18 protein-coding genes and 4 pseudogenes (1 of these 22 running past the window's edge) are annotated in these 21,737 nt (G+C 65.3%); 7 read left to right on the top strand and 15 right to left on the bottom strand.

The genetic code is table 11. The annotated features are described in order from the left end of the window. Window positions 1–730 (top strand): adenylate/guanylate cyclase domain-containing protein (locus tag I5M_RS03265; protein ID WP_022720091.1); only part of this gene is annotated, 730 nt, incomplete at its 5' end. A 164-nt stretch (window positions 731–894) separates the two neighbouring features. Here I5M_RS03265 and I5M_RS03260 read toward each other — a convergent pair. Continuing rightward, window positions 895–1,500, bottom strand: coding sequence for a hypothetical protein (locus I5M_RS03260; RefSeq protein ID WP_022720090.1), 606 nt, complete (start codon window positions 1,498–1,500; stop codon window positions 895–897). A gap of 276 nt (window positions 1,501–1,776) precedes the next feature. Here I5M_RS03260 and I5M_RS29125 point away from each other — a divergent pair. Beyond that, a pseudogene (locus tag I5M_RS29125) lies at window positions 1,777–2,980 on the top strand (CaiB/BaiF CoA transferase family protein). A gap of 199 nt (window positions 2,981–3,179) precedes the next feature. Here the strand turns inward: I5M_RS29125 and I5M_RS31990 are convergent. The 4 genes and pseudogenes from I5M_RS31990 to I5M_RS29120 form a co-directional block, all read right to left on the bottom strand. Next, complete coding sequence (locus tag I5M_RS31990; RefSeq protein ID WP_148287817.1) at window positions 3,180–3,377, bottom strand: hypothetical protein; 198 nt, start codon at window positions 3,375–3,377, stop codon at window positions 3,180–3,182. A 47-nt stretch (window positions 3,378–3,424) separates the two neighbouring features. Next, a complete protein-coding gene (locus tag I5M_RS03245; protein ID WP_031335204.1) occupies window positions 3,425–4,375 on the bottom strand; it encodes a hypothetical protein in 951 nt (316 codons plus the stop codon). A 275-nt stretch (window positions 4,376–4,650) separates the two neighbouring features. Next, window positions 4,651–5,529 (bottom strand): peptidoglycan-binding domain-containing protein, encoded by an 879-nt coding sequence (locus I5M_RS03240; RefSeq protein ID WP_031335202.1) that lies wholly within the window; start codon window positions 5,527–5,529, stop codon window positions 4,651–4,653. Beyond that, window positions 5,522–7,345, bottom strand: a pseudogene (locus I5M_RS29120) (PAS domain-containing sensor histidine kinase). The gene I5M_RS03240 and the pseudogene I5M_RS29120 overlap by 8 nt, the downstream one beginning before the upstream one ends. A 399-nt stretch (window positions 7,346–7,744) precedes the next feature. On the opposite strand from I5M_RS29120, the gene I5M_RS03230 reads away from it, so the two are divergent. Beyond that, window positions 7,745–8,146, top strand: a complete 402-nt coding sequence (locus I5M_RS03230) for a DUF5330 domain-containing protein (protein WP_022720086.1) — start codon at window positions 7,745–7,747, stop codon at window positions 8,144–8,146. 115 nt (window positions 8,147–8,261) lie between these two features. Then, window positions 8,262–8,690: a SufE family protein gene (locus tag I5M_RS03225; protein WP_022720085.1), complete on the top strand. Its 429-nt coding sequence runs from the start codon at window positions 8,262–8,264 to the stop codon at window positions 8,688–8,690. 2 nt (window positions 8,691–8,692) lie between these two features. Here the strand turns inward: I5M_RS03225 and I5M_RS03220 are convergent, their stop codons facing one another. The 3 genes from I5M_RS03220 to I5M_RS03210 all read right to left on the bottom strand — a co-directional run bounded on the left by I5M_RS03220 (window position 8,693) and on the right by I5M_RS03210 (window position 10,803). After that, window positions 8,693–9,286, bottom strand: coding sequence for a DUF6456 domain-containing protein (locus tag I5M_RS03220; protein WP_022720084.1), 594 nt, complete (start codon window positions 9,284–9,286; stop codon window positions 8,693–8,695). 92 nt (window positions 9,287–9,378) lie between these two features. Continuing rightward, window positions 9,379–9,798 carry a MucR family transcriptional regulator gene (locus tag I5M_RS03215; protein ID WP_031335200.1) on the bottom strand — a complete coding sequence of 140 codons (420 nt, stop codon included), beginning with the start codon at window positions 9,796–9,798 and terminating at the stop codon, window positions 9,379–9,381. Window positions 9,799–9,954: 156 nt separating this feature from the next. After that, entirely contained in the window at window positions 9,955–10,803 is an 849-nt protein-coding gene (locus I5M_RS03210) for a hypothetical protein (RefSeq protein ID WP_022720082.1), read from the bottom strand. A gap of 258 nt (window positions 10,804–11,061) precedes the next feature. Between I5M_RS03210 and I5M_RS03205 the strand changes: the two genes are divergently transcribed. Beyond that, on the top strand, window positions 11,062–11,844 hold the full coding sequence (locus tag I5M_RS03205; protein WP_031335199.1) for a class II aldolase/adducin family protein: 783 nt from the start codon (window positions 11,062–11,064) through the stop codon (window positions 11,842–11,844). A gap of 207 nt (window positions 11,845–12,051) precedes the next feature. On the opposite strand, the gene I5M_RS03200 is transcribed toward I5M_RS03205, so the two are convergent. The 7 genes and pseudogenes from I5M_RS03200 to I5M_RS03170 all read right to left on the bottom strand — a co-directional run bounded on the left by I5M_RS03200 (window position 12,052) and on the right by I5M_RS03170 (window position 20,861). Beyond that, window positions 12,052–12,360, bottom strand: coding sequence for a DUF3325 family protein (locus I5M_RS03200; RefSeq protein ID WP_022720081.1), 309 nt, complete (start codon window positions 12,358–12,360; stop codon window positions 12,052–12,054). Then, window positions 12,357–13,961 (bottom strand): PepSY domain-containing protein, encoded by a 1,605-nt coding sequence (locus tag I5M_RS03195; protein ID WP_051048645.1) that lies wholly within the window; start codon window positions 13,959–13,961, stop codon window positions 12,357–12,359. The genes I5M_RS03200 and I5M_RS03195 overlap by 4 nt, the downstream gene beginning before the upstream one ends. A gap of 26 nt (window positions 13,962–13,987) precedes the next feature. After that, window positions 13,988–14,266, bottom strand: a complete 279-nt coding sequence (locus I5M_RS03190) for a hypothetical protein (RefSeq protein WP_022720079.1) — start codon at window positions 14,264–14,266, stop codon at window positions 13,988–13,990. After that, the gene (locus I5M_RS03185; protein ID WP_022720078.1) at window positions 14,263–14,997 is read right to left on the bottom strand and encodes a cobalt ABC transporter substrate-binding protein; all 735 of its coding nucleotides are present in this window, start codon (window positions 14,995–14,997) and stop codon (window positions 14,263–14,265) included. Before I5M_RS03185 ends, I5M_RS03190 begins: the two co-directional genes overlap by 4 nt. Before the next feature lie 36 nt (window positions 14,998–15,033). Then, window positions 15,034–17,342: pseudogene (locus I5M_RS29115) on the bottom strand (TonB-dependent receptor). 335 nt (window positions 17,343–17,677) lie between these two features. Then, window positions 17,678–19,084, bottom strand: a complete 1,407-nt coding sequence (locus I5M_RS03175) for a M20/M25/M40 family metallo-hydrolase (protein WP_022720077.1) — start codon at window positions 19,082–19,084, stop codon at window positions 17,678–17,680. Between the two features lie 157 nt (window positions 19,085–19,241). Then, window positions 19,242–20,861 (bottom strand): helicase HerA-like domain-containing protein, encoded by a 1,620-nt coding sequence (locus tag I5M_RS03170; protein ID WP_022720076.1) that lies wholly within the window; start codon window positions 20,859–20,861, stop codon window positions 19,242–19,244. Between the two features lie 348 nt (window positions 20,862–21,209). Between I5M_RS03170 and I5M_RS03165 the strand changes: the two genes are divergently transcribed. Together I5M_RS03165 and I5M_RS29110 are read left to right on the top strand one after the other, a co-directional pair. Beyond that, window positions 21,210–21,578: a hypothetical protein gene (locus I5M_RS03165; protein ID WP_022720075.1), complete on the top strand. Its 369-nt coding sequence runs from the start codon at window positions 21,210–21,212 to the stop codon at window positions 21,576–21,578. Window positions 21,579–21,592: 14 nt separating this feature from the next. Next, window positions 21,593–21,737, top strand: a pseudogene (locus I5M_RS29110) (DUF4332 domain-containing protein) (it continues 264 nt past the right edge of the window).

The following is a 21,737-nucleotide window of genomic DNA, read 5'->3' as shown; positions in this document are numbered from 1 at the left end:
CGCCGGCGATGATCCGTCAATCCGCCTCGCCTGCCAGCTGCGGCCGACACACGACCTCGCTTTCGTCCCGGTGTTTCCGCCGCGTAGCGCGACACGACCGATGCGGGCGCGGCGCATCGGCGAGGAGCGCTACCTCGTCAGCATGTTCGTCGACATGCGCGGCTCGACGCGCATTGCCGAGAGCCGGCTGCCGTTCGATACGGTGTTCATCGTCAACCGCTTTCTCGGCGCGGTGTCGCGCGCGGTGATCGCCTGCGGCGGTCAGCCCAATCAGTTCGTCGGCGACGGCATGCTGGCGCTGTTCGGCCTGACGCAGCCACCGCGCGAGGCCTGCCGCGACGCGATCCGCGCCGCCGCGGCGATCGCCGCTGCGATTGATGAGCTCAACCGCTCGGTCGGTCATGATCTGCCGGAGCCGATCCGCTTCGGCATCGGCATCCATGGCGGCGAAGTGATCGTCGGCGAGATCGGCTATCGCGACCACATGGTCTTCACCGCCCTCGGCGATGCCGTCAACGTCGCCGCCCGGCTGCAGGACATGACCAAGGCGCTCGGCTGCGAGACACTGCTGTCCGATGAGGTGCGCGAAACGGCCGGGATCGCCGCCGATGCACTCCCCACGCGAGAAGCCGAAATCCGCGGTCGTATCGAGCCGATGCGGGTGTGCCCGATCGAGCAGTCGCGGGAGTTAGCAGCGGCGCTGGATCGCAGCGAGGCGATGCTGGCTTAGTACGAGGTACGCGCCCGCCTTACTCCACGTCATTCCGGGGCGCGAGCGCCAGCTCGCGAACCCGGAATCCCGAAGTTCTGGAAACGCCAGCGTGCACTGCCACGTCGGGATTCCGGGTTCGCGCCTGACGGCGCGCCCCGGAATGACGTACGTTGGAGAATGGCTCAGTCCAGCTTCACCCACTGATCCACCGGCATCACTTCCGGCGACTGCGCATACGCGCGGGTCCACATGTCGACGACCCAGTCGGTGCCGGTGGCGCGATCGGTGAGGACCGCGGTGTTGTGCGGTGTCTGCAGCACCAGCACGTTGCCGCGATATTTCGGATCGCCGACGGTGTGATACTTGAACAGCCCCCAGCCCTGCATCACTAGCAACAGGCTGGTAGTGTTGCGCGTCGTGTCCCAGCAATCGAAATTGTGCTTGTCGTCGAAATAGCGGAAGTCGGCGCGCGCGATGCGCTTATCGGTACCGATCACCGGGCCGAGCCGGCGGTCGAGCCACACCACCGCCTTCTGCACGGCGGCGCGCTCCGCGACGGCGGAGGCCTTGCCCGACGCCATGATCCTGGTCAGGGCCGCACGATCGCCGGGCCCGAACACGAGTTCGAAGCGACGGCGACAGACGAAGCCGTAGCACACTGTCATGCCGTTCACGCTCGGCGGATTGATCGACACCGAAGTATAGAGATACGAAATCTGCGAGGTGAGCTGCGCCGCCCGCGCCGGCAGCGTGGCCGCCATCAGGCCGCCCAGCGCGGCCACAAGCATCCAGCCAAATCCCCGTCTCAGTCCCGGCATCTTGGTTCCCCGCCCGCTTTCGGACGCGAAGCTAGCCCGACAGGCAGGCCGTGCCAACCGATGCCCGCACGCGCCGCGTGCAGGATCGGCGAGCTGATGCACCAATCACACAGTCGGGCCGCGCTGACGGGCGTTGCATCACCACTCCGGGCCGGGTCATATGTAGTCGCAGCTGGACGGCGCGGCCTTCCCGTTAATTCCGGACAACGAAAAACGCCAAGAACAACAATGGGAGAGCTCAGCGTTATGCAGGATGGCATCTTTTCGGGCCTCAAAGTGCTCGATTGCGCCAGCTTCATCGCGGCGCCGGCGGCAGCCACTGTGCTGTCGGACTTCGGCGCCGACGTCGTCAAGATCGAACCGCCCGGTGCCGGCGATCCCTATCGCAACCTGCCGAATCTCCCCGGCTATCCGATCAGCGAGCACAACTACGCGTGGATGCTGGAATCGCGCAACAAGCGCAGCCTCGCGCTCGACCTGGCCAAGCCCGAAGGCAAAGCGGTGCTGCGCAAGCTCGTCGCCGACGCCGATGTGTTCATCACCAATTTTCCGCCGGCGGTTCGCGGTCGGCTTGTTATCACCTACGAGGATCTGGCGCCGCTCAATCCAAGGCTGATCTACGCGAGCTTCACCGGCTATGGCGAGCGCGGCGACGAGGCCAACAGCCCGGCTTCGACAGCATGCATGGTGGGCGCGGTCGGGCCTGATGGACCTCGTCCGCGCCGACGAGGATACGACGCCGGCACGCTCGGTGGCCGGAATGGGAGATCATCCCTGCGCCATGGCGCTGTACGGCGCCATCGTCACCGCTCTGTATCAGCGCGAGCGCACCGGCAAAGGCGGCCACGTCAAATCCAACCTGATGGCCAACGGCGTGTGGGCGTCGAGCGTGCTGGCTCAGGCCAAGCTGGTCGGCGCACGCTTCCAGGAGCGTCGTCCGCGCGAGCGTGCGCTGAATGCCGTCACTAATCACTATCGCTGCCGCGACGGCCGCTGGATCATCCTGTCACTCCTCAACGAAGAGAAGCAATGGCCGGTGCTGATGCGCTGCCTCGGCCGCGAAGACCTGACCGACGATCCGCGTTTCACCACCAAGCCGGATCGCCATGCCCGCTCGATCGAACTGATCGCTATCTTTGACGAGATCTTCGCGACGCGTGATCTCGCCGATTGGCGCCGGGCTCTCGACGGCAGCGGCCTGATCTTCGGCGTCGTCGGCGTCTTGGACGACATCACGCACGATCAGCAGATGCTCGACAACGACGTGCTGGTACCGTTCGAGGACGACACGACTCTCACCGTCAACAGCCCGATCTGGGTCGACGGCAGCAACAAGCGAAAGCCGCGCAAACCGCCCGGCATCGGCGAGCACAGCGACGACATTCTGCGCAGTGCCGGCTACGACGACGCAGCGATTGCGGCGCTGCGTCAGTCTGGAACGGTGGGGTAGTCAGGTCGCACGGCGCGCTCCCTCGCCCCGCTCTTGCGGGGAGAGGGTTGGGGTGAGGGGCGACACGGGCACTGACTCTCGGCCACGCGGGGACGCCCCCTCACCCGACCCGGCTTCGCTTCGCTCTGCCGGGCCGACCTCTCCCCGCCGGCGGGGAGAGGTTAGTTACCCGGCACTGAAAACTTCAAGCTCTTAACGCTCAGCGCGTGAAGAACAGCCAACCGCATAGTGCCAGTGCGATCAGCACGGCGATCAGGATCGCAAAGGTCGAAACGCGAAAAGCGCCCGTTGTCTGACGGGCGCTTTCGTTTTGCGCGATCTGGCGCTCGCGCGCTTTGTCGTGTCCTTGTGGATCTCGCTGATCGCTCACCGCCGGCCCTCCGCTGATGGGCACCACCCTATCAGCGAAAGCCGACGATCACATGAGCAAAGCAGCGGCGGCGATCAGCGGCCGACGATCAGCCCGCGATTGGTCACCACCACCCAGCGGCCGTCCTGACGACGGATCGCGTCGACGCGGCCGAGGCCGGGCACGGGATCTCCGGCGAACACCTCGTAGGTGCCGGTGCGGCCTTCAATCACGGCGCCGCCGTTATAAACGTCGCGCAGGATCCAGCCGTCGATCGTCGGCAGACGGCCGACCTCGGGCTTCGGCGCCGCCCTGGACGCAATCGAGCCGGTGACCTCTCCGGCCGCGGCCGATGCAACGGTGACCGGCGGGGCGGGCGCCGCAGCCGCGACCGTCGCCGGCGCCGCGCGTAGCTTGTCGACAGCTTCGCTGAGCTTGGCGATCTTGGCGGCCGGTTCGGCCTGAGCCTTCTCGATGCGCTCGAGCCGTTCGGCGGTCTTGCCGATCTGCACCGAGTTCTGTTTGGCAGCGTTGTCGATGCTGGCCTTGAGCGCCGAAACTTCGCTCTGGAGCTGCGCCACCTGAGCTTCGAGTGGATTGGTCTTCGCCTCGACCTTGGCAACGTCCGGATGCGGGGCGTCGGTCATCATACCGAAGCCCGCGGTCGCGAGCGCGCCGCCGATCGCGCCTGCAAACGCAGCGAGGATCACCAGCGCGGCGACAACGGCGAGCTTGCGCTTGCCGTAGGAGGCGCTCCGCGGTTCATCGGGCGCCTCGACCTCGATTTCATCGTCCCAATGCCGGTACCAGTCCTTCGGCGCCGGTCCCATCACGGTGACCTTGCCGACGCGGAGCGCAGCTTCGCGCCTGTCTGCGCCCTGCTCCGTGCTCGATGCGGAAGACTCCCCAGCTTCGCCGGCCGCAGCATCGGTCGCGGCGGCGTCGCTCGTCGCGGCAGCCTGCGCGGCGGCCGACGCCTCAACGTGCGGTTCAGCGCCAGCGGCAGCCTGATCTTCGCTGTTGGGCAGATTGCGATGCTCGTCCACGTCCAAATCCTCCGGCTCGTTTGACCAATCGGTAACTTTGATTACTTGCGATTTCGTTACTTCCCTCGGCGCTTACCAGAATTTTAAGAATCAGTCCGGCGCGCTAGCGAGGCCGCCTGGCGACCTCACGGGTTCCAATGTCGAATCGGACGATGGCAGCTTGTTGTCCGCGCCATGTCGTCGGGCGCGGAATCGCGAAGGAAATCGCGCGAAAATGCGGCAGCGCGTAGCGCTTAGCGTTCATCTTCGACGATGATGAAGACGGGACGTGTGATTTAGTCGATCGCCCGGCCCGTGACGACGCTGAGTTCCCGAACCAGACGGTCCGAGATATGGCCGGTGACCGGCAGATGCCGGGCGCGCTCGAAGCGCGCGATCACCGCCTGGGTGTCGGCGCCGGCCACGCCGGTCGGCTTGAGCTGGCCGTAGCCGAAATCCGTCAACGCGCGCTGCACCGCGGCTACCCGACGCGAGCCGCCGATCGCCGACACGTTGTCGGCCGACGCAACCGGGATCGCAGCCGGCGGGCGCGGAATGCCGGCCGACGAGCCCGCCGTGCTGCGCACCAGATTGGCCATCGGATCGTCCGGCACGAGCTCCATTGGCCTGCCGCGCGCCACATGGCTGTCGCGGACCGGCGCCGCGTGCCTGGCTTCGGCAGGCTTGGTATCGACGGTTTTGACGACGCCCGGCCTCGTCTCCGCCAACTTGGCTTCGATCGTCTTGGCTTCGAGGGGCTTGGTTTCGGCCGCCATGACGTCGGCAGGCTTTGCATCGGCAGGCTTGGCATCGGCCGATTTATTGTCGGGTTTGAACGGCGTGATCGCCGGCTCCAACAGCTTGGCCTCGAGTGCCTTGTTGTCGAGGCGCGGCTCGGCTTCGACCGGCCGCGGACGCGGCAAAGTGATCACCGAAACGGTGGTCGACGGCGCACTACCGAACATCGGCGACGGATGGCGGCCGGCCTGCATGAACATCGCATTGGTGATGATCGCCACGACGGCCGCGGACGCGAACATGCCGGCAACGACGTCCTTCGGGCTGTGCATCAGTAGCCGCATCACCAATCCCCGCTCCTCGCTTTCATCCGCCGCTGCGGCCGCCGCTTTGCGGCCGCGACGCGGCGCCTCGACGTCCTTACTCTTTCTAGGCACTCTTCTTCACCCGATGGTCTTGTAGATCCGGCTCGATCGCCGCCGCCGGTGCCAGCGTCGCGATGTTGCTCGTCGCGGCCAGCGGCTGCGCGAGCGGCAACGTCACGGTGACGGTGGTGCCACGATCGAGCTCGCTCTGCACGTCGAGATCGCCGCCCTGCAGGCTCACCAGGCTCTTGACGATCGAGAGCCCGAGCCCGGTGCCTTCGTGGCGCCGCTGATAAGTCTTGCCGGCCTGGAAGAACGGATCGCCGAGCCGCTTCAAATCCTCCGCCGCGATGCCGACGCCGGTGTCGCTGACCCGCAGCACCAGCCGCGTCCCTTCGACCACCGCCGACACGGTGACGGCACCGCCACGTTCGGTGAACTTGATGGCGTTGGAGACGAGGTTCAGCAGGATCTGTTTGAACGCGCGCGGATCGCCGGTGACGTCGGGCAGATCCTCGGGCGCGCGCGTGACGAGATCGATGCCGTTCTCGCGGGCTTTGAGCGCCCAAAAGATTGCACAAATTTGACCAGTGCGGGCCGCGGGGAAAACGGATCTGGCACGTTCTCGAAGTTGCCGGATTCGATTTTCGACATGTCGAGGATGCCGTTGACGACCGACAGCAGATGCTGGCCGGAATCGTTGATCAGCTGCGCGTACTCCTTACGCCGCTCGGGGGCGAGCCGCAGCTCGTCCTCGTGCAGGATCATGTCGGAGAACCCGATGATGGCGTTCAACGGCGTGCGCAGCTCATGGCTCATGGTCGCGAGGAAGCGGCTCTTGGCGGCGTCGGCGCGGCTCGCCTCGGCGCGCGCCGCCTCGAGTTCCTGATCCTGCAGCTTGCGCTCGGTGACGTCGCGCATCACCGCCACCACGCCCTGCTCGCTGGCGGTGGCACCATCAGCTTCGAGCGGCCGGCAGCGCATCTCGATCCAGACGAATTCGGCCGCGAGCGGGCGGCCGCGGTCGTCGCGTGCGACTTCGCGGCGGATACGGAACTCGACGCTGCGCGGCTGGCCGCGCCCGGCATCGGAAATCGCCTTCAGATAAGCCGGCCGATCAGCGACGTGCACGCGATCGAACAGGCTATGGCCGGCGAGCCGTGCCGCCGGCACGCCGAGCAGCGGTTCGGCCGCCGGCGATATGAACGTGACCGCACCGTCGCCGCTATAGCGCGCGATCACATCGCTGATGTTGCGCGCCAACATTTGATAGCGCTGTTCCTCGGCGCCGCGCAGCGCGCCGGCCAGCCGCGCCAGCGCCACCGTGCTGAACGACAGCGTCGTGGCGTAGATCATCGCCGAGCCGATCGCGAGACCGACGAGCGCCTCGCCGCGGAATGCCGCCGGGCGACCAGCCGCCGATGGCGCCGGGCGCCACCAGCAAGCTCAGCAGCAGCGCGCAAAGCAGCGCCAGGCCGGCGGCGAAAGCAAAGACGCGGCGCGACGCCGACAGCGCAGCTTCGACGGGGATCAGCACGAGCCACACGGCCGCGAAGGACGACAGTCCGCCGGTCAGATACGCCACACCGGTGACGAAGCCCGCAAGCGCGAGCGACGACAGCACATGCGCGATCTCGTAGCGGCCGGTGCGGGACAAATACCAGGACAGCAGGATCGGCGCGATCAGCCAGCCGAACGCTGCAACTTCGAGAGCCGTCGGCGCTCCGCGCACGGCGAGATACAGCGGGAACGCAGCAAAGGCGGCCAGACTGCCGAGCAGGCGCGGCGCGATGAAGACGCGATGCTGCGCACTCGCCAGCGCGTCGTGACGCGCCGACGGATGCAGTAGCGCATCCAGACATCCGCTGATCGATTTGATTATTGCCACGCTGATCGCGCTCGCCGTCGCCTCTTGTCGGAGCGAGCTGCTCCGTTGGTTGCCCCAACGTGTCAGAGGCACCTTAAACGAACACTAAGGCGCACGCGCTGCGCGCAAACACGATCGCTTTGCGCCGATTCCACGGACCTGTTCGATGGCTGATGGTGAACGCATGGTTTCGAAAGCCGCGGCGTCATGGTTTCGAATTGGTGGACGAGATCAACGCGCGTCTTCGATAGCCCTGCCGCATCAATCGATTGTTTACGGCGAATCACACGAGCGGCTTCGCTTTACCGATTCTCGTCGAATTGTAAGTAACCAGAACACGCCGAATTCATTGATGCAGCCGTAGGACAGCGGCGATTGCGAGGGACATCGCAACGGGGATTTGGACGACGGGGTCGCGAGATGTTCTTCCTGCTTCGCATGGCCTTCTGGCTTGGTTTGGTGCTCGTGCTGTTGCCGCGCGAGCAGACGCCCGAATCCGCGAAGATGCCGAAAATCGAAGCCTCCGAGGCGGTGTCGGCAGCGACCGCCGCCGTGTCGGATTTCAGCCAATTCTGCAAGCGCCAGCCGGCGGCTTGCGAAGTCGGCGAACAGGCCGCCACGGTGATCGGCCAGCGCGCCCAGGACGGCGCGCGCAAGCTGTATCAGATCATCACCGACAAGAAGTCGAACGATCACACCAGTTCGATCGCCGGCAACGATCAGACCGATCCGGCGCTGCTCGGTCTCGCGCCCGCCAACACGCTGACCGATCAGGATCTGGCGATCGAGTGGCACCTGCCGGCCGCGGCTGCGACCAATTAAGGCAGCGATTCAGCGGCCAAGCCGTCGATATCGCTTTCTGACCAGCATCTTCCCATATATTTGTTGAAGCCGGTTCCGCTCGCGCGGAGCCTGCGTGGGTAGATGACGGGTCACGATGACGATCGACGAGATCAGAGACAATTTCGCGCTGCTGGACGACTGGGACGATCGCTATCGCTACGTGATCGAACTCGGACGCACGCTCGAACCGATGCCCGAGGCGGAGCATTCCTCTGCCAACAAGGTGCAGGGCTGCGCCAGTCAGGTCTGGCTGTCGCGCAAACTCGAGCGAAACGCCGATGGCGAGCCAGTGCTGTCCTATCTCGGTGACAGCGACGCGCACATCGTGCGTGGCCTGATCGCCATCCTGCTGACGCTGGTGTCGGGCCGCACCTCGAAAGAGATTCTCGCCGCCGAGCCGATCGCCGTATTCGACGAACTCGGCTTCAAGGAACATCTGACGCCGCAACGTTCCAACGGGCTGCGCTCGATGATCGAGCGCATCAAGGCCGACGCCCGCGAGACGCAAGCCGCCTCGGCCTGAACTCAGCCAGCGGAGCCGGCTGCCTCGGCGTTCCAGCTCCGCATCCGTGCCGCGCCGCCTGTGGCGACGAGGCCGTAATGCCGGGCGAGCCGATCGAGTCCAAGTTGCAGGACCACCTTGGCGGAACGCGCCGGCCAGCCGCGTTCGCGCTCGACATCTTCCAGCCCGCGCAGGAAGCAGCACACGTCCATCAGGATGCCGGAAAACTCCGGCCCGCAGGCGTCGAGCGCGTGCTGGAACCGCTGCCGGGATGCGACCATCACGTCCGTCATCTCGCCCGGCCCGCTACGGCCGCCGGTCGGTGCACCCCAGTTCGACGTGACGCGCGGTGTGAGATTGCCGCGGGTGAAATCGGCCCGCAGCCGTTCGCCGGCGACGAATTGTTCGGCGCTGATCAGGCTGCGGCCGTCGCGGCCCTTGCGCCGCGCCAGCCAGGCCAGCGGGCTCTCGCCTTCGTCAATGGTGACACGCGCGAGCCCCTCCGCGGTCATGATCTCGCTTTCCCCGAGCGCGAGATGGCGGGCGCGAAACGCGTCGACTTCAGCGGTGCTGTGCGGTTGCGCTAAACGACGGCGGCGGCGAGCGGAGTGAGCCATGATGCTGTTCCCATGCAGACTTTCCAATTAGGAAAATCTTCACACGAACCCTCGCCTGAGACAAGGCCTGTTCAGGAAATTTTTCTCATTTCCTATTTGCCCCGGCGCCGGCGCTGCTGGCCCAGCCCCATCTTCTTGGCGAGTTGCGACCGCTCGACCGCATAGTTCGGCGCCACCATCGGATAGTCGGCCGGCAGGCCCCATTTCTCGCGATACTGCTCGGGCGTCATCTTGTAGCGCGTGCGCAGATGCCGCTTCAGCGATTTGAAGCGTTTGCCGTCTTCAAGACAGATCAGATACTCGGGCGTCACCGACTTCTTCAGCGACACCGCCGGCTTGACCGGCTCCTGCGGCTGCACTTCGGGCCGGCCGCCGGCGAGGCGTTGCAACGCGCCGTGGACCTGCCCGATCAGGTTGGGAAGGTCGGCCGCTTGGGTCGGATTATTGCTGACATAGGCAGAGACGATCGTCGCGGTCAGTTCGATGAAGCTCTTGCCCGCGGGGTCGCTCATGAATCCAGGTTCCGATCCGGTGTTGTCTGCGAGGCCGCCGCGCGGCCTGCGACTGATCTGGCGGCTGCGCCGAAATGGGCCCGCGCGCCGCGCAATCATCTATGCATTACAATCATTTACTGTGCCGACAGCAGCCGCCGCAAGCTAGACGAGAGCCTAACCGCGCTGCTCGAGATGGGCACGCAATTCGTCGATCGAAGCGAATCGCATCATGCCTTCCGGCATCTGCGCCTCGATCGAGCCGTCCGAATAAAGCGAATATGACATTCCGTCGACCACACCGGACTTGATCACGGTGACCTGCTGCGGCTCGTCGCCGCGTGGCAAGCTCGGCCGATCCGGCACGGGAGCGGCCGGAGGCTCCGGCGCCTCCTCGGCGGCCGGTCGGGCGCGGCGTGTCGGGCCTAGCCAAGCATCGTCAAAGCTGCGCGGCGGCGCCGCTGCAGCCTCGCCCTCGTCCTGCTCGGCTGCGACCTCGCCGGACCGCGCAGCCGCTCGCTCCCGCTCACGGCGCGAGGTCGAGGAAAACAACAGATTGCGGCGCTTGGGCCCCGGATCGGCAGACGGCAAAGGCGGAGGCGCGAGATCCGACTCAGGCTCCTCCGCAGGAGGCGGAGGCGCGGCGGGCCGGTCGCGGCGAGCCTGCTGCCATGGCGGCGGCTCCGCTGCAGCGGGCTCAAGAGGCTCACGGCGTCCAGCCGGTTCGGGCCGGTCACCGGGAAACAGACGCCCATCGGAAGCTTGTTCGGTGCGCGGCGGCTCGGGGAACAGCGGCTTGACCTGAATGTCGCGTTCGGACGCGGCACTGCCGACACGCTCGGCCAGCGCGCGCAATTCGCGCAGCACGATCGCCAGGCCGAGCAGCAGCATGCCGGTGCACGCCCCGACCACGCCGGACAGGATCAGCGTGTTGCCGAAGCTGAATTCCTTGACCGGGACACCGAAGCCGATCGCCAGCAGGCCCGCCATGAGGAAGCCGATCCCGGCCACCGTCAGCAAGATCATTCCGAACTCCACCCCGCGCCGATGGGCCGCGGCCGCCCCGACGATAACGTCACATGACCGAGATCGGCAATCGTCGCCAGGGATTGCAAACAACTTGTTGCAGCGTGAGCCGACCACTCGCGGCCAGACGTTCCCAGTGGGGATGCCGCCTTTGACCTGCGCTCGCGTCGGTTTGAACCCGATTTTCGCGCCACCGCTTGCTGCGAAGCAATTGCAGGAATACCCTGCCGCCCAACAACAACCTGCGGAGAGAAACGCATGTCACCGGCCGAAGCTGCACGCCTGAGAGAAGTCCCGTCGCAAATGACCGAGGCCGAGTGGGAGCAGCGGGTCAATCTCGCCGCGTGCTATCGCCTCGTCGCCTATTATGGCTGGGACGATCTGGTCGACACCCACATCTCGGCGCGCGTGCCCGGCCCGGAGCATCACTTCCTGATCAATCCCTACGGCCTGATGTTCGACGAGATCACGGCGTCGAGCCTGGTGAAGGTCGACCTCGACGGCAACCAGCTCACCGAGAGCCAGTACCGCATCAATCCGGCCGGCTTCACCATCCACTCGGCGATCCATGAGGTCCGCGAGGACGCCGGCTGCGTTATTCATCTGCACACCGCCGACGGCACCGCCGTGGCGAGCTGTATGGAAGGCCTGCTGCCACTGAACCAGACCGCGCATTTCGTGACCGGTGACCTCGCCTATCACGAGTACGAAGGCGTCGCGCTCGATCACGACGAGCGGCCGCGCCTCCAGCGCGACCTCGGCACCAAGAACCACATGCTGCTGCGCAATCACGGCACGCTGACGGTCGGCCGCAGCGTCGCCTCGGCGTTCGAGCGCATGTATCACCTCGAGCGCGCCTGCACGATGCAGGTCCGCACCCGCATGCTCGGCCCGACCGCCTATCCGGTCGAGAACATGGTGATCGACAAGAACCATACGCTCGTCGCCAACCAGGATGCGATGGAGCTACGCTCGACCAAGCTGGTCTGGCCGCCGCTGCTGCGCAAACTGGACCGCATCGATCCGAGCTACCGGAACTGAGCTCCCGTCATTGCGAGCGAAGCGAAGCAATCCAGCTCCGTGCACTGCGCTGGATTGCTTCGTCGGCTTCGCCTCCTCGCAATGACGAACGCCGCCGCGCGATTGATTTTCGACGCAGGCGTGCTATCTTTGGTCCATAACCCTCTACGCTATTGAATCCAAACGCCGCCCAATTCCGGGCGGCGTTTTTGCTTCGGCAGCGGGCCGTTAGTTGTTCGAGGCAGGGCTCCTTGTATGCGGCCGGCGCAGCCGCCCGTATCCGATCAGTGCGCAGTACACCAGCGCAGCAGCCAGGGTGGTGTGACCGCTGAACATGACGAGGCCAACGCCCCATCCCTGCCAGGTGACGAGTACGGCGAGGCTCAGGAGCAAAAGCGCCGCTGCACCGCTGCGGAGTGCCAACGTGACGGCGGGGCGCAAAGGACTGCCGAACGCATCGCGCTGCAGCCGCCGCGTCGCGAGCGCGAGTGCAGCGAAGCCGGCGAGACACAGCGCCTGTACGACCGCGTGACTCATCGCGCGCGCTCGGCGGAGGCGATCGCGACAAAATCTCGCGGCTTCCCTGCAGGCGTGACGCGGCCGCGGCGAGCGGTTCGGAACGCCAGCACGCCGTGCAGCGCCGCCAGCGCCCAGCACATCAAATCCACCCCCGCGAATACCCAATCGCCGACCGCCACGCTGTGCCACAGCGGCCGCGAAGTCGTCAGCGCGTTCAAGACAGGTAGCAACGCCAGCAGCACCGCGGCAGCTGCCAGCAGTTCGACCCACGCCGCCCGCGCCGGCCGCAGCAGCGCGTAGAGCAGCGTCAGTCCCCACACGATGAAGAAAACGTGGATCTCCCACTCGGCGCGCGACTGCATCGGATGCGGCAGCAGCCGGTTGGCCCACAGAAAGCTCGTCATCGCCACCGACAGCCCGGCGATGCTGGCGATGTTGAGCCGCTCGACGACGCGAAAACCAAAATGCGGACGCTCGGTGTCCGCCAGCTTCTGCCGCCGCTTCACCGTCCACATCACGAGGCCGGTGCCGACCATCGCGGTGCCCATGAAGCTGACCAGGAAATACAGCCAGCGCGTCTCGATATCGCCGAACCGGCCGAGGTGCAGCGCGTACAGCACTCCGCGGGTTTCGGCGGCGGCGCCGACATGGTCGTGCACGGCCAGCAGCCGACCATTGGTGCCGTCGAATTCCAGATAAGACGGACTCATCGACACCCGGCCGGCGTCGCCGCGCGTCACCACAACGCGCGCACCGGCGTCGCCGGGCAGCGCGGCATTGACACGCCCGACCATGCCCTCGCCCCAACGCGCCTCTGCCTGCCGCACCATGTCGGCTATCGAACCCAGCGGCGCCGTCTGCCCGCTGCGCTTGCTCGGCAGCGCTCCGAATGGGCTCAGCTCGACGGCGAGCTGCTGGCGCTCGGCCGCGGTCTTGAGCGCGGTGTGCTCGCCCCACGGCATGTACAGCGCCATCAAGGTGACGAGGCCCGTGTAGGTGATCATCAGATGAAACGGCAGGCCGAACACCGACAACGCGTTGTGGGCGTCGAGCCACGAGCGCTGGCCTTTGCCCCATCGGAAGGTGAAGAAGTCGGTGAAGATCTTCTTGTGGGTGATCACGCCGGCGATGATGGCGATCAGCATGAACATCGCCGCGATGCCGGCGAGCCAGCGTCCCCACAGCGGCGACATGTAATAGAACTGAAAGTGGAAGCGGTAGAAAAAGTCGCCGCCCAGCGTGCCCCGCGCCGCGAAGCGTGAACCGGTTTGCGGATCGAAAATGCCCTCGCCGAACCCGCCGCGCGGCGCTTGGCGATCGGTGCTGCGCCAGAACGCGTAGACGCTGTTGCTGTGCGCATCCGGCAGCTTGATGCTCCACATCGAAGCATCCGGCACGAGCCGGCCGAGTTCGTCGGCGACACGCTGCGCCGTCGTCGCCTCGTCGAGCCGCTGCGTCAGCGCCGGCAACTCCGGCCGCATCCATTGCGACAGCTCGTCTTTGAAATACGACACCGTGCCGGTGAGAAACATCGCGTATAGCACCCAGCCGAGCAGCAGCCCCGTCCAGGTGTGAAGCCCGGCCATGCGCTGGCGGATGCCGCCTTCGACGTGCCGCATCTGACCTCCCGCCTGCGCAGCTTTGGTCACGATGCCACCCAGGCGAGCGGTGCGAGCACCGCAGCGATCAGGACCAGACCAAGCCAAGCCGTCCGCGCGCGACGGACCGCATAGACCCAGATCACCGCGCCGGCGCAGACCGCGAAGCTGGCGAGCTGCCCGGTGAGTACCGCCTGCGGCTTTGCGATCGGCAAGGCCAGCGCGGCGACGCTGGCGAGGGTCGCGAGGCCATAGCCGCCGACGATCGCGGCGACGATGCGCGAGATCAGCGGCAGAACGCCGACGATGCGGTAAACGAAATTCATTTAGGCACGGCCGGCTTGGCCGGCGGTCCGGGAGGAATCGGATCGAGGCCTTGCGGCTTCACATAGGTGACGGTGGTGGCATAGCTCACCGCATCGTACGACTCCGGCCCGCCTGCCCCGCGGCGCTCGCCGGCGACGGCGTCATTGACGCTGACTTCCGCCACATAGACGCCCTTCCACGGCATGTCGAAACTGACCAGGCCCTGGTCGTCGCTGTGCGCTTCCTTGGACCAGCCGGACGGCGTGGTGAGCGTTACCTTGGTCTTGGGCTTGGGCTCGTTTTTGAACACCAGCCTGAACTGTCCCTCGCCGCCGGCCGGCACCAGATCGAGCACCAGCTTCGGCGGCTGCGCGGCGACGCCGGTAATGAATCGCGCCGCCGGATAGTACCAGTTCCTGATGTCCTTGCCGTGCTGCTTCCAGACATAGAGCGGATAGTTGGCGTCAGCCGCTACGATGATGTCGCCGGCCTTCGCGGCGAACGGCAGGGTGAAGCCGTCGGCGGACTTGGTCGCCTCGATCGTTTGCTCGCCCGTGGCGGAAATCAGCGTCGCCGTCACCTTGCCGAATTTGTCGAGCAGGCCCGGCGAGACCTCACGCAAATTCTCGCCGAACTCGCCGAACCGCACCACCGCGTTTTGCCCGTCGGCCTGCTCGATCCAGATCTGATGCGCCTGCGCCGGCCCGCCGAGGCCGAGCAGCACGATGATCGCGAAGAAGGGTTTGTACATACGTCTACCTATTGGTCCAACCGAAGTCGTGGCCGATCAAAAATCGAACGCAGCCGAGAGGATGTAAGTCCGCGGCGCACCGACGGTGACGTAGGTGCCGGTGGTCAGCCAGTAGTTCTCGCCGGTGATGTTCTCGATGTTGAACCGGAAGGTGACTGGCTTGCCGGTGAGCTGGGTCGTGGTGTAGCGCGCACCGACGTCGAGCCGCGTCCAGTCCGGAAATTTCACCGTGTTGGCTGTGGTGAGATAGGAGCTGCCGGTGTAGATCACGCGGCCGTTGAGCGCGAAGCCGGGCACCCACGGCGTATCCCAATCGAGGCCGGCAGAGAACGTCTTGTCAGGCGTGCCGGCGGCGTCGTGCCGCGCTGCGTCGGATCGCTCGGATTGGTCAGCTCGGGCTTGATGAAGGTGGCGCTTGCCATGCCCCGCAAGCCCGGCATGATAAGGCCATAGACCGACAGTTCGACGCCGCGGTTACGCTGCTCGCCATCGTAGACGCGGGCGTTCGCAGCGTTGGTGATCAAACTCGGCCGGGTGATCTCGAACACCGCCGCCGTGGTGGTGATGCTGCCCCAGTCGACCTTGACGCCGGCTTCCTGCTGCTTCGACTTGTACGGCGCCAGCACCGTGCCGGTGTTGGAGAATCCGGCGCCGACGATGCTGCCCTGGCTCAGGCCCTCGGCGTAGTTGGCGTAGAGCGAGACGTTGTGCCAAGGCTTGACCACGATGGCGCCGAGCGGCGACGTTGCGCTGGCGTCGTAGCTGCTGGTCAGCACGCCGGTGGTGGTGCTGAAGGCGTCCTGCTTGACGTTCTGCTGGCGCACGCCGCCGGTCAGCAGCACGGTGTCGTTGAGGAACGACATCGTGTCGACCACCGCGCCGCTCTGCAGCGTGGTGTCCTGCGAGTGCTGCGGCGCGGTGCGTGCCGCGGTGATGCTCGGCAATGGCGACGGGTTGTAGATGTTCGACGCCGCCGTGTTGCCGACAATATAGGCGTAGGCCATCTCCTGCTGATAGCCGGTGTAGACGACATTCAGCTTGTGGCCGATGAAGCCGGTGTCGAACTGTGACCGCAGCCCGACATTGCCGCTCACCGTCTTGGTCGTGGAGTCGTAGTAGGTGTTGCGCACGGTGAAATTGCCGAGCGCGTCGACCGGCGTCGCCGAGGTCGGGAAGGTCTGATAGTTCGAACCTTCGCGATAGCCGACGCCGCCATAGGCGGTGAGCCAGTCGGTCAGGTCGTATTCTGCCGCGGTCGCGACGGTATTGTCCTTCTGCCGCAGCTTCGTGCCGGGGTACCAATTGCTGCGCGCATCCGGCGCCTTCGGGATCGTGCTGCCGACCGACGACAGGCTGATCTGCGGGCGGAAATTGTCGGTGTCGTCGTTTTGCGAGAACGCATCGAGAGTCCAGCGGAACCGCTCACCACGATAGTCGATCCCGACCGCGCCGAGGCCGCTACGGAAGTTGCCGTTGTCGATCGAGGCCTCGCCGTTGCGGCCGACGCCGTTGAAGCGCACGCCCCATTCCTTGTTGGCACCGAAGCGGCGGCTGGTTTCGAGATGCAGGCCGTAATTGGCCCCGGTCATGAAGAAGGGCGTCAGCCGCGCGAAATCAGTCTCGCTGGCGCGCTTGGTGACGATATTGATGCCGCCGCCGATGCTGTTGCCGGGCGCAATGCCGTTGATCAGCGCGCCGGGGCCTTTCAACAGCTCGATGCGCTCGATGATCTGCGCCGGCACGCGTTGCGATGACGCCAGCCCGTAGAGGCCGTTGAGGCCGACGTCGGTGGCCGCGACCGGGAAGCCGCGGATCTGGAAGGTGTCGTCGAAGCCGTTGGCGCCGGTGGTGGTACGCACCGAGGAATCGTTGATCAGCGTGTCGGCGGCAGTGCGCGCCTGCTGATTCTCGATCAGTTGCGAGGTGAAATTCACGGTCGAGAACGGCGTGTTCATCACGCTGGTCGAGCCGAGCAGACCGAGCGTGCCGCCCTGCGCCACCTGGCCGCCCGCATAGGCCGGAGCCGGCGCGCCGATCGTGTGCGTCGTCCCCATCGTGGTCGACGGCGCCACCGGTGCGGGCGGCCGCTCGGCTGCCACACGCTGCGGCGCGACGCGCGCTGCGCGTGGTGAGGTCGAGCGTGATTGAACGACACGGGGCGCACGGACACGTTGCTGCGGCGCCTCGACCGATACCGGCGGCAGCACCCGCGGCTCGTCGCTTTGCGCGTGGGCTTGCGAGAGTCCGGCACTCGTCAGCAGGAGAGACAACGTTCCGGTCGCAACGCCGGTACACAAACGATTCTTGTTGTTCTTGAATTCACGCAAGGCACGCCCCCAGTCCATGAAGGGGGCGTGACTAAGTGATCAAACAGAGAGGATCAACGCGACGAACTTAGAATCCGTTTACATCAGTGCATCGAATCGCCGTTCGACCTGCGTCAGCGAAGATTCGTTTAGAACGGCTCTACGGCTTGGAACCGCGAGTTGTTAGTTATGACAACGCACCATCACCGGTTCGAAAGCGCGAGAAACGTCGTTGCCGACGACACCGAGCGAATTCGTCAAGCTGCGTTTGCACAACGGAACCGATTTAGATCGACTCTTGAGTTTCGCGCGAGCGGGCGCAAACGTCGGCCGTCTCGCGTATGAGGCGGGCGACGTTGTGACGCGCGGCGTGATCAGGCCGGCTGGGCCGCCAGCGCACCGAGAATCCGCACCCAGGAGCGAATCCCTTTCTGGAAACTGCGCAGATCGTATTTCTCGTTGGGCGAATGGATGTTGTCGTCGTCGAGGCCGAAGCCGATCAGCACGCTGTCGAGTCCCAGCGTACGCTTGAAGTCGGCGACAATCGGAATCGACGCGCCGGAGCCGATAAGCACCGCGTCCCTGCCCCATTCGTCCGTCAGCGCGCGCTTGGCGGCCGCCAGCGGCTTCATGTTCCAATCGAGCGCGATCGCCGCGCCGTTTGAGTGATCGAGGAATTCGGCGCGGCAGTCGCCCGGCAGACGCGCGGTGACATAGGCTCGGAAGGCATCGCGGATCTTCACCGGATCCTGGCCCTCGACGATGCGGAATGACACCTTCGCCGACGCCTCGGCAGCGATCACCGTCTTGGAGCCCTCGCCGGTGTAGCCGCCGACGATGCCGTTGATGTCGCAGGTCGGCCGCGAGATCAGTTGCTCGATCAGCAGGCGATCGTCCTCGCCGGCCGGGATCGACAGCCCGATCGGTCCAAGGAAACTCTCGGCAGTGAGGTTGAGGCCCTTCCACTGCTCCAGGATGTCGGGCGGCAGATCCTTCACGCCGTCATAGAAGCCCGGGATGGTGATGCGGCCGTGCTCGTCGTGCAGTCCGCCGAGGATGCGCGTGAGCACGCGGATCGGATTCTGCGCGCCGCCGCCATAGACACCGGAGTGTAGGTCGCGATTGGCGGCCTTGATCTTCACTTCCTCGTACACGAGGCCGCGCAGCGACGTGGTAATCGCCGGCGTGTTCGGATCCCACATACCGGTGTCGCACACCAGCGCGAAGTCGGCTTTCAGATCGGACTTGTTGGCCTCCAGGAACGGCACGAAATTCTTGGAGCCGACCTCCTCTTCGCCTTCGATGACGATGGTGAGATCGATCGGCAATTCGCCCGTCACCGTCTTCCAGGCACGGCAGGCCTCGACGAAGGTCGACAGCTGACCTTTGTCGTCCTGCGCGCCGCGCGCCACGATGATCTTGCGGCCGTCGGCATGATCGGTGACGACCGGCTCGAACGGCGGCCGGTGCCACAGCGACAACGGATCGACCGGCTGCACGTCGTAGTGACCGTAGAACAACGCATGCGGCCGCTTGCCGGTGTTGCCCTTGGCCTTGGCCACGATCGCCGGATGGCCGGCGGTTGGCCTCACCTCGGCGTCGAAACCAAGCGCGGCGATCTCGCCGGCCAGATGATCGGCCGCCGCCTTGCAGTCGGCCGCGAACGCCGGATCGGCCGAGATCGACTTGATCCGCAGCAGCGTGAACAGCCGCTGCAGCGAAGCGTCGAAATCCGCATCGGCGTGATCGAGCACGGCTTTGACTTGCGTGGTGGCGGGCATGGTGTGTTCCTTTTGATGACTTACGATGCTTCGCCGCGCTCAGGTTCGACAAGTAGTCCCGTCATTGCGAGGAGCGCAGCGACGAAGCAATCCAGCGCAGTGCACGGGGCTGGATTGCTTCGCTTCGCTCGCAATGACGTTGAAAGCGCCTCCCCCCTCAACGACTCCGCCGCAGCAAACCGCCGAGCGTGCCGCGGACGATGGAGCGGCCGACGGAGCTACCGAGCGAACCACCGACGGATTTGCCGAGGTCGGCGGCGAGTCCGCCGATCACCGAATTAGTCACCGTGCGGGCGACGTCACGCGCCACGACCTGCCCGGTGGTGAGTTTGCCGCGCGGCGTGTTGGTGCCGAACACCGTGGAGACGATGCTGCCGAGCTGGCCCAGGATGCCGCCGTCAGCCGGCGCAGCCTCGGGGCCCGCGGCTTTTCCCTCGATGCGCGCGCGCAACTTCTCGTAGGCGGACTCGGAATCGACCGCGGTATCGTATTTGCCCTTCACCGGACTCGCCGCGATGATCGCCTTGCGCTCTTCCGGCGTAATCGGCCCGATGCGCGCCGACGGCGGCCGCACCATCACACGCTCGACCATCGCCGGCGTGCCGTTGCCTTCGAGGAACGACACCAGCGCCTCGCCCTTGCCGAGTTCGGTGATCGCTTTGGCCGTATCGAGCTTGGGATTGGGCCGGAACGTATCGGCAGCGGCAGCCACCGCCTTCTGGTCGCGCGGCGTGAAGGCGCGCAGCGCATGCTGAACACGGTTGCCAAGCTGGGCCAGTACCCGATCCGGCACGTCGATCGGGTTCTGGGTGATGAAGTACACACCGACGCCCTTGGAACGGATCAGCCGCACCACCTGTTCGATCTTGTCCATCAGCGCCTTGGGCGCATCGTTGAACAACAGGTGTGCTTCGTCGAAGAAGAACACCAGCTTCGGCTTGTCAGGATCGCCGACTTCCGGCAGTTCCTCGAACAGCTCCGACAGCATCCACAACAGGAACGTGGCGTAGAGCCGCGGATTGCTCATCAGCTTGTCGGCGACCAGGATGTTGACGACGCCGCGGCCGTCGCTGTCAGTGCGGATGAAATCTTTCAATTGCAGCGCCGGCTCGCCGAAGAATTTCTCACCGCCCTGATTTTCGAGCACCAGCAACTGCCGCTGGATGGTGCCGACCGTCTGCTTGGTGACGTTGCCGAGCGACTGCGCGGCCTGGCGGATGTCGGCATTGACGTCGCTGTCCGCGACCTTGGCGGCGATCGGCGCGATGGCGTCGAGCATCGCGCGCAGATCCTTCATGTCCATCAGCGGCAGCGCGTTGTCGTCGGCGACACGGAACGCGACGTTGAGCACGCCTTCCTGCACGTCGTTGAGATCGAGCATCCGCGACAACAGCAGCGGCCCCATCTCCGACACCGTGGCGCGCACCGGATGGCCCTGCTCGCCGAACACATCCCAGAACACCGTGGTGAACTGGTCGGGCTGGAAATTCAATCCCATGTCCTTGGCGCGTTTGAGGATGAAATCCTTCGCCTCGCCAACCTCCGAGATGCCCGACAGATCGCCTTTGATATCGGCTGCGAACACCGGCACGCCGGCGCGTGCGAAGCCTTCCGCCATCACCTGCAGCGAGACGGTCTTGCCGGTGCCGGTGGCGCCGGTGACGAGACCGTGGCGATTGGCGAGGCCGAGCGTCAGCCATGCCGGCTGTTCGCCTTTGCCGATGAAGATCCTGCCGTCGCTATCGCCGCTCACCGCTTCAGTCTTCACCGTCGCCATTCTGATCGCTTCCTCGCATCGCAAGTGCTGCGCTGTATCATATGTTGGTGTCTTGGGTTGCTTTCGATCAGTACAATAATCTGCACACGATGTGGAACTGTTCAACGACAATGCTGCAGCGCGGATCATGCGCTGCTCTTCATACTTCTGAAAGGTGTCACGGGCGATTGAGGCGCACACATCACGCCACCGTTCGTCGCCGAAACTCTTGCAACACTGCAACAGTTGCCCGTCGAACGCGGCGGATACGCGAACACGGATACGTACGCGCTTGTGTTTGGCGACGTGCGGGATCAGGATAAACCGATAAGACCAATCCGGCACACAAGCCGGCGCGGCGGGGGCGTTATGGAAGAGTTGGTTGCACGGCTGGCCGACAAGGTCGGGCTGGATCCGAGCGTTGCCGAAAAAACCGTCGGCATCGTTCTCGAGTTTCTCCGCAACGAAGGCCCTGCAGAGCCTGTTCAGCAATTGATTGAAACCATCCCCGGGGCCGAAGCGGCTATTCAGGCCGCCGCGGGCAGTCGCGGCGGCCTCGCGCGGCTGATGGGCGGCGGCGTGATGGCGATGGGCTCGCGGCTGATGGGTCTTGGTCTGGGCATCGGAGAAATTCAGAACGTGGCGCGCGAACTTTTCCGCTTCGGCCGTGACAAAATCGGTGCGGACCAGATGGGCGCCATCATCGCTGGTACGCCCGGCCTTCGTCAGTTTGCTTGAACCTTCCCGAGTCCATGACCTATCCCATCTCCCAGCTCGACGGCATCGATGCCGCCTCCGCCCGCCAACTGAAATCCATTGGGATTCGCACGACTGCTGCGCTGCTCGAAGCCGCCAAGACCATGATGCGCCGTTAGCCCTTGCCCTCTCTTTTTCAAA

This window comes from Rhodopseudomonas sp. B29 (assembly GCF_000333455.1).
GTDB lineage: Bacteria > Pseudomonadota > Alphaproteobacteria > Rhizobiales > Xanthobacteraceae > Rhodopseudomonas.
This window is presented reverse-complemented; position numbering and strand designations above follow the sequence as displayed.

What these genes read in the sequence shown, in the direction of transcription:
- I5M_RS03260 (WP_022720090.1), bottom strand. Translation starts at nt 1,500, where the DNA reads ATGCTTGTGGCCGCGCTGGGCGGCCTGATGGCGGCCACGCTGCCGGCG.
- I5M_RS03230 (WP_022720086.1), top strand. Translation starts at nt 7,745, where the DNA reads ATGTTCTTCCTGCTTCGCATGGCCTTCTGGCTTGGTTTGGTGCTCGTG.
- I5M_RS03225 (WP_022720085.1), top strand. Translation starts at nt 8,262, where the DNA reads ATGACGATCGACGAGATCAGAGACAATTTCGCGCTGCTGGACGACTGG.
- I5M_RS03220 (WP_022720084.1), bottom strand. Translation starts at nt 9,286, where the DNA reads ATGGCTCACTCCGCTCGCCGCCGCCGTCGTTTAGCGCAACCGCACAGC.
- I5M_RS03215 (WP_031335200.1), bottom strand. Translation starts at nt 9,798, where the DNA reads ATGAGCGACCCCGCGGGCAAGAGCTTCATCGAACTGACCGCGACGATC.
- I5M_RS03210 (WP_022720082.1), bottom strand. Translation starts at nt 10,803, where the DNA reads ATGATCTTGCTGACGGTGGCCGGGATCGGCTTCCTCATGGCGGGCCTG.
- I5M_RS03205 (WP_031335199.1), top strand. Translation starts at nt 11,062, where the DNA reads ATGTCACCGGCCGAAGCTGCACGCCTGAGAGAAGTCCCGTCGCAAATG.
- I5M_RS03200 (WP_022720081.1), bottom strand. Translation starts at nt 12,360, where the DNA reads ATGAGTCACGCGGTCGTACAGGCGCTGTGTCTCGCCGGCTTCGCTGCA.
- I5M_RS03195 (WP_051048645.1), bottom strand. Translation starts at nt 13,961, where the DNA reads ATGCGGCACGTCGAAGGCGGCATCCGCCAGCGCATGGCCGGGCTTCAC.
- I5M_RS03190 (WP_022720079.1), bottom strand. Translation starts at nt 14,266, where the DNA reads ATGAATTTCGTTTACCGCATCGTCGGCGTTCTGCCGCTGATCTCGCGC.
- I5M_RS03185 (WP_022720078.1), bottom strand. Translation starts at nt 14,997, where the DNA reads ATGTACAAACCCTTCTTCGCGATCATCGTGCTGCTCGGCCTCGGCGGG.
- I5M_RS03175 (WP_022720077.1), bottom strand. Translation starts at nt 19,084, where the DNA reads ATGCCCGCCACCACGCAAGTCAAAGCCGTGCTCGATCACGCCGATGCG.
- I5M_RS03170 (WP_022720076.1), bottom strand. Translation starts at nt 20,861, where the DNA reads ATGGCGACGGTGAAGACTGAAGCGGTGAGCGGCGATAGCGACGGCAGG.
- I5M_RS03165 (WP_022720075.1), top strand. Translation starts at nt 21,210, where the DNA reads ATGGAAGAGTTGGTTGCACGGCTGGCCGACAAGGTCGGGCTGGATCCG.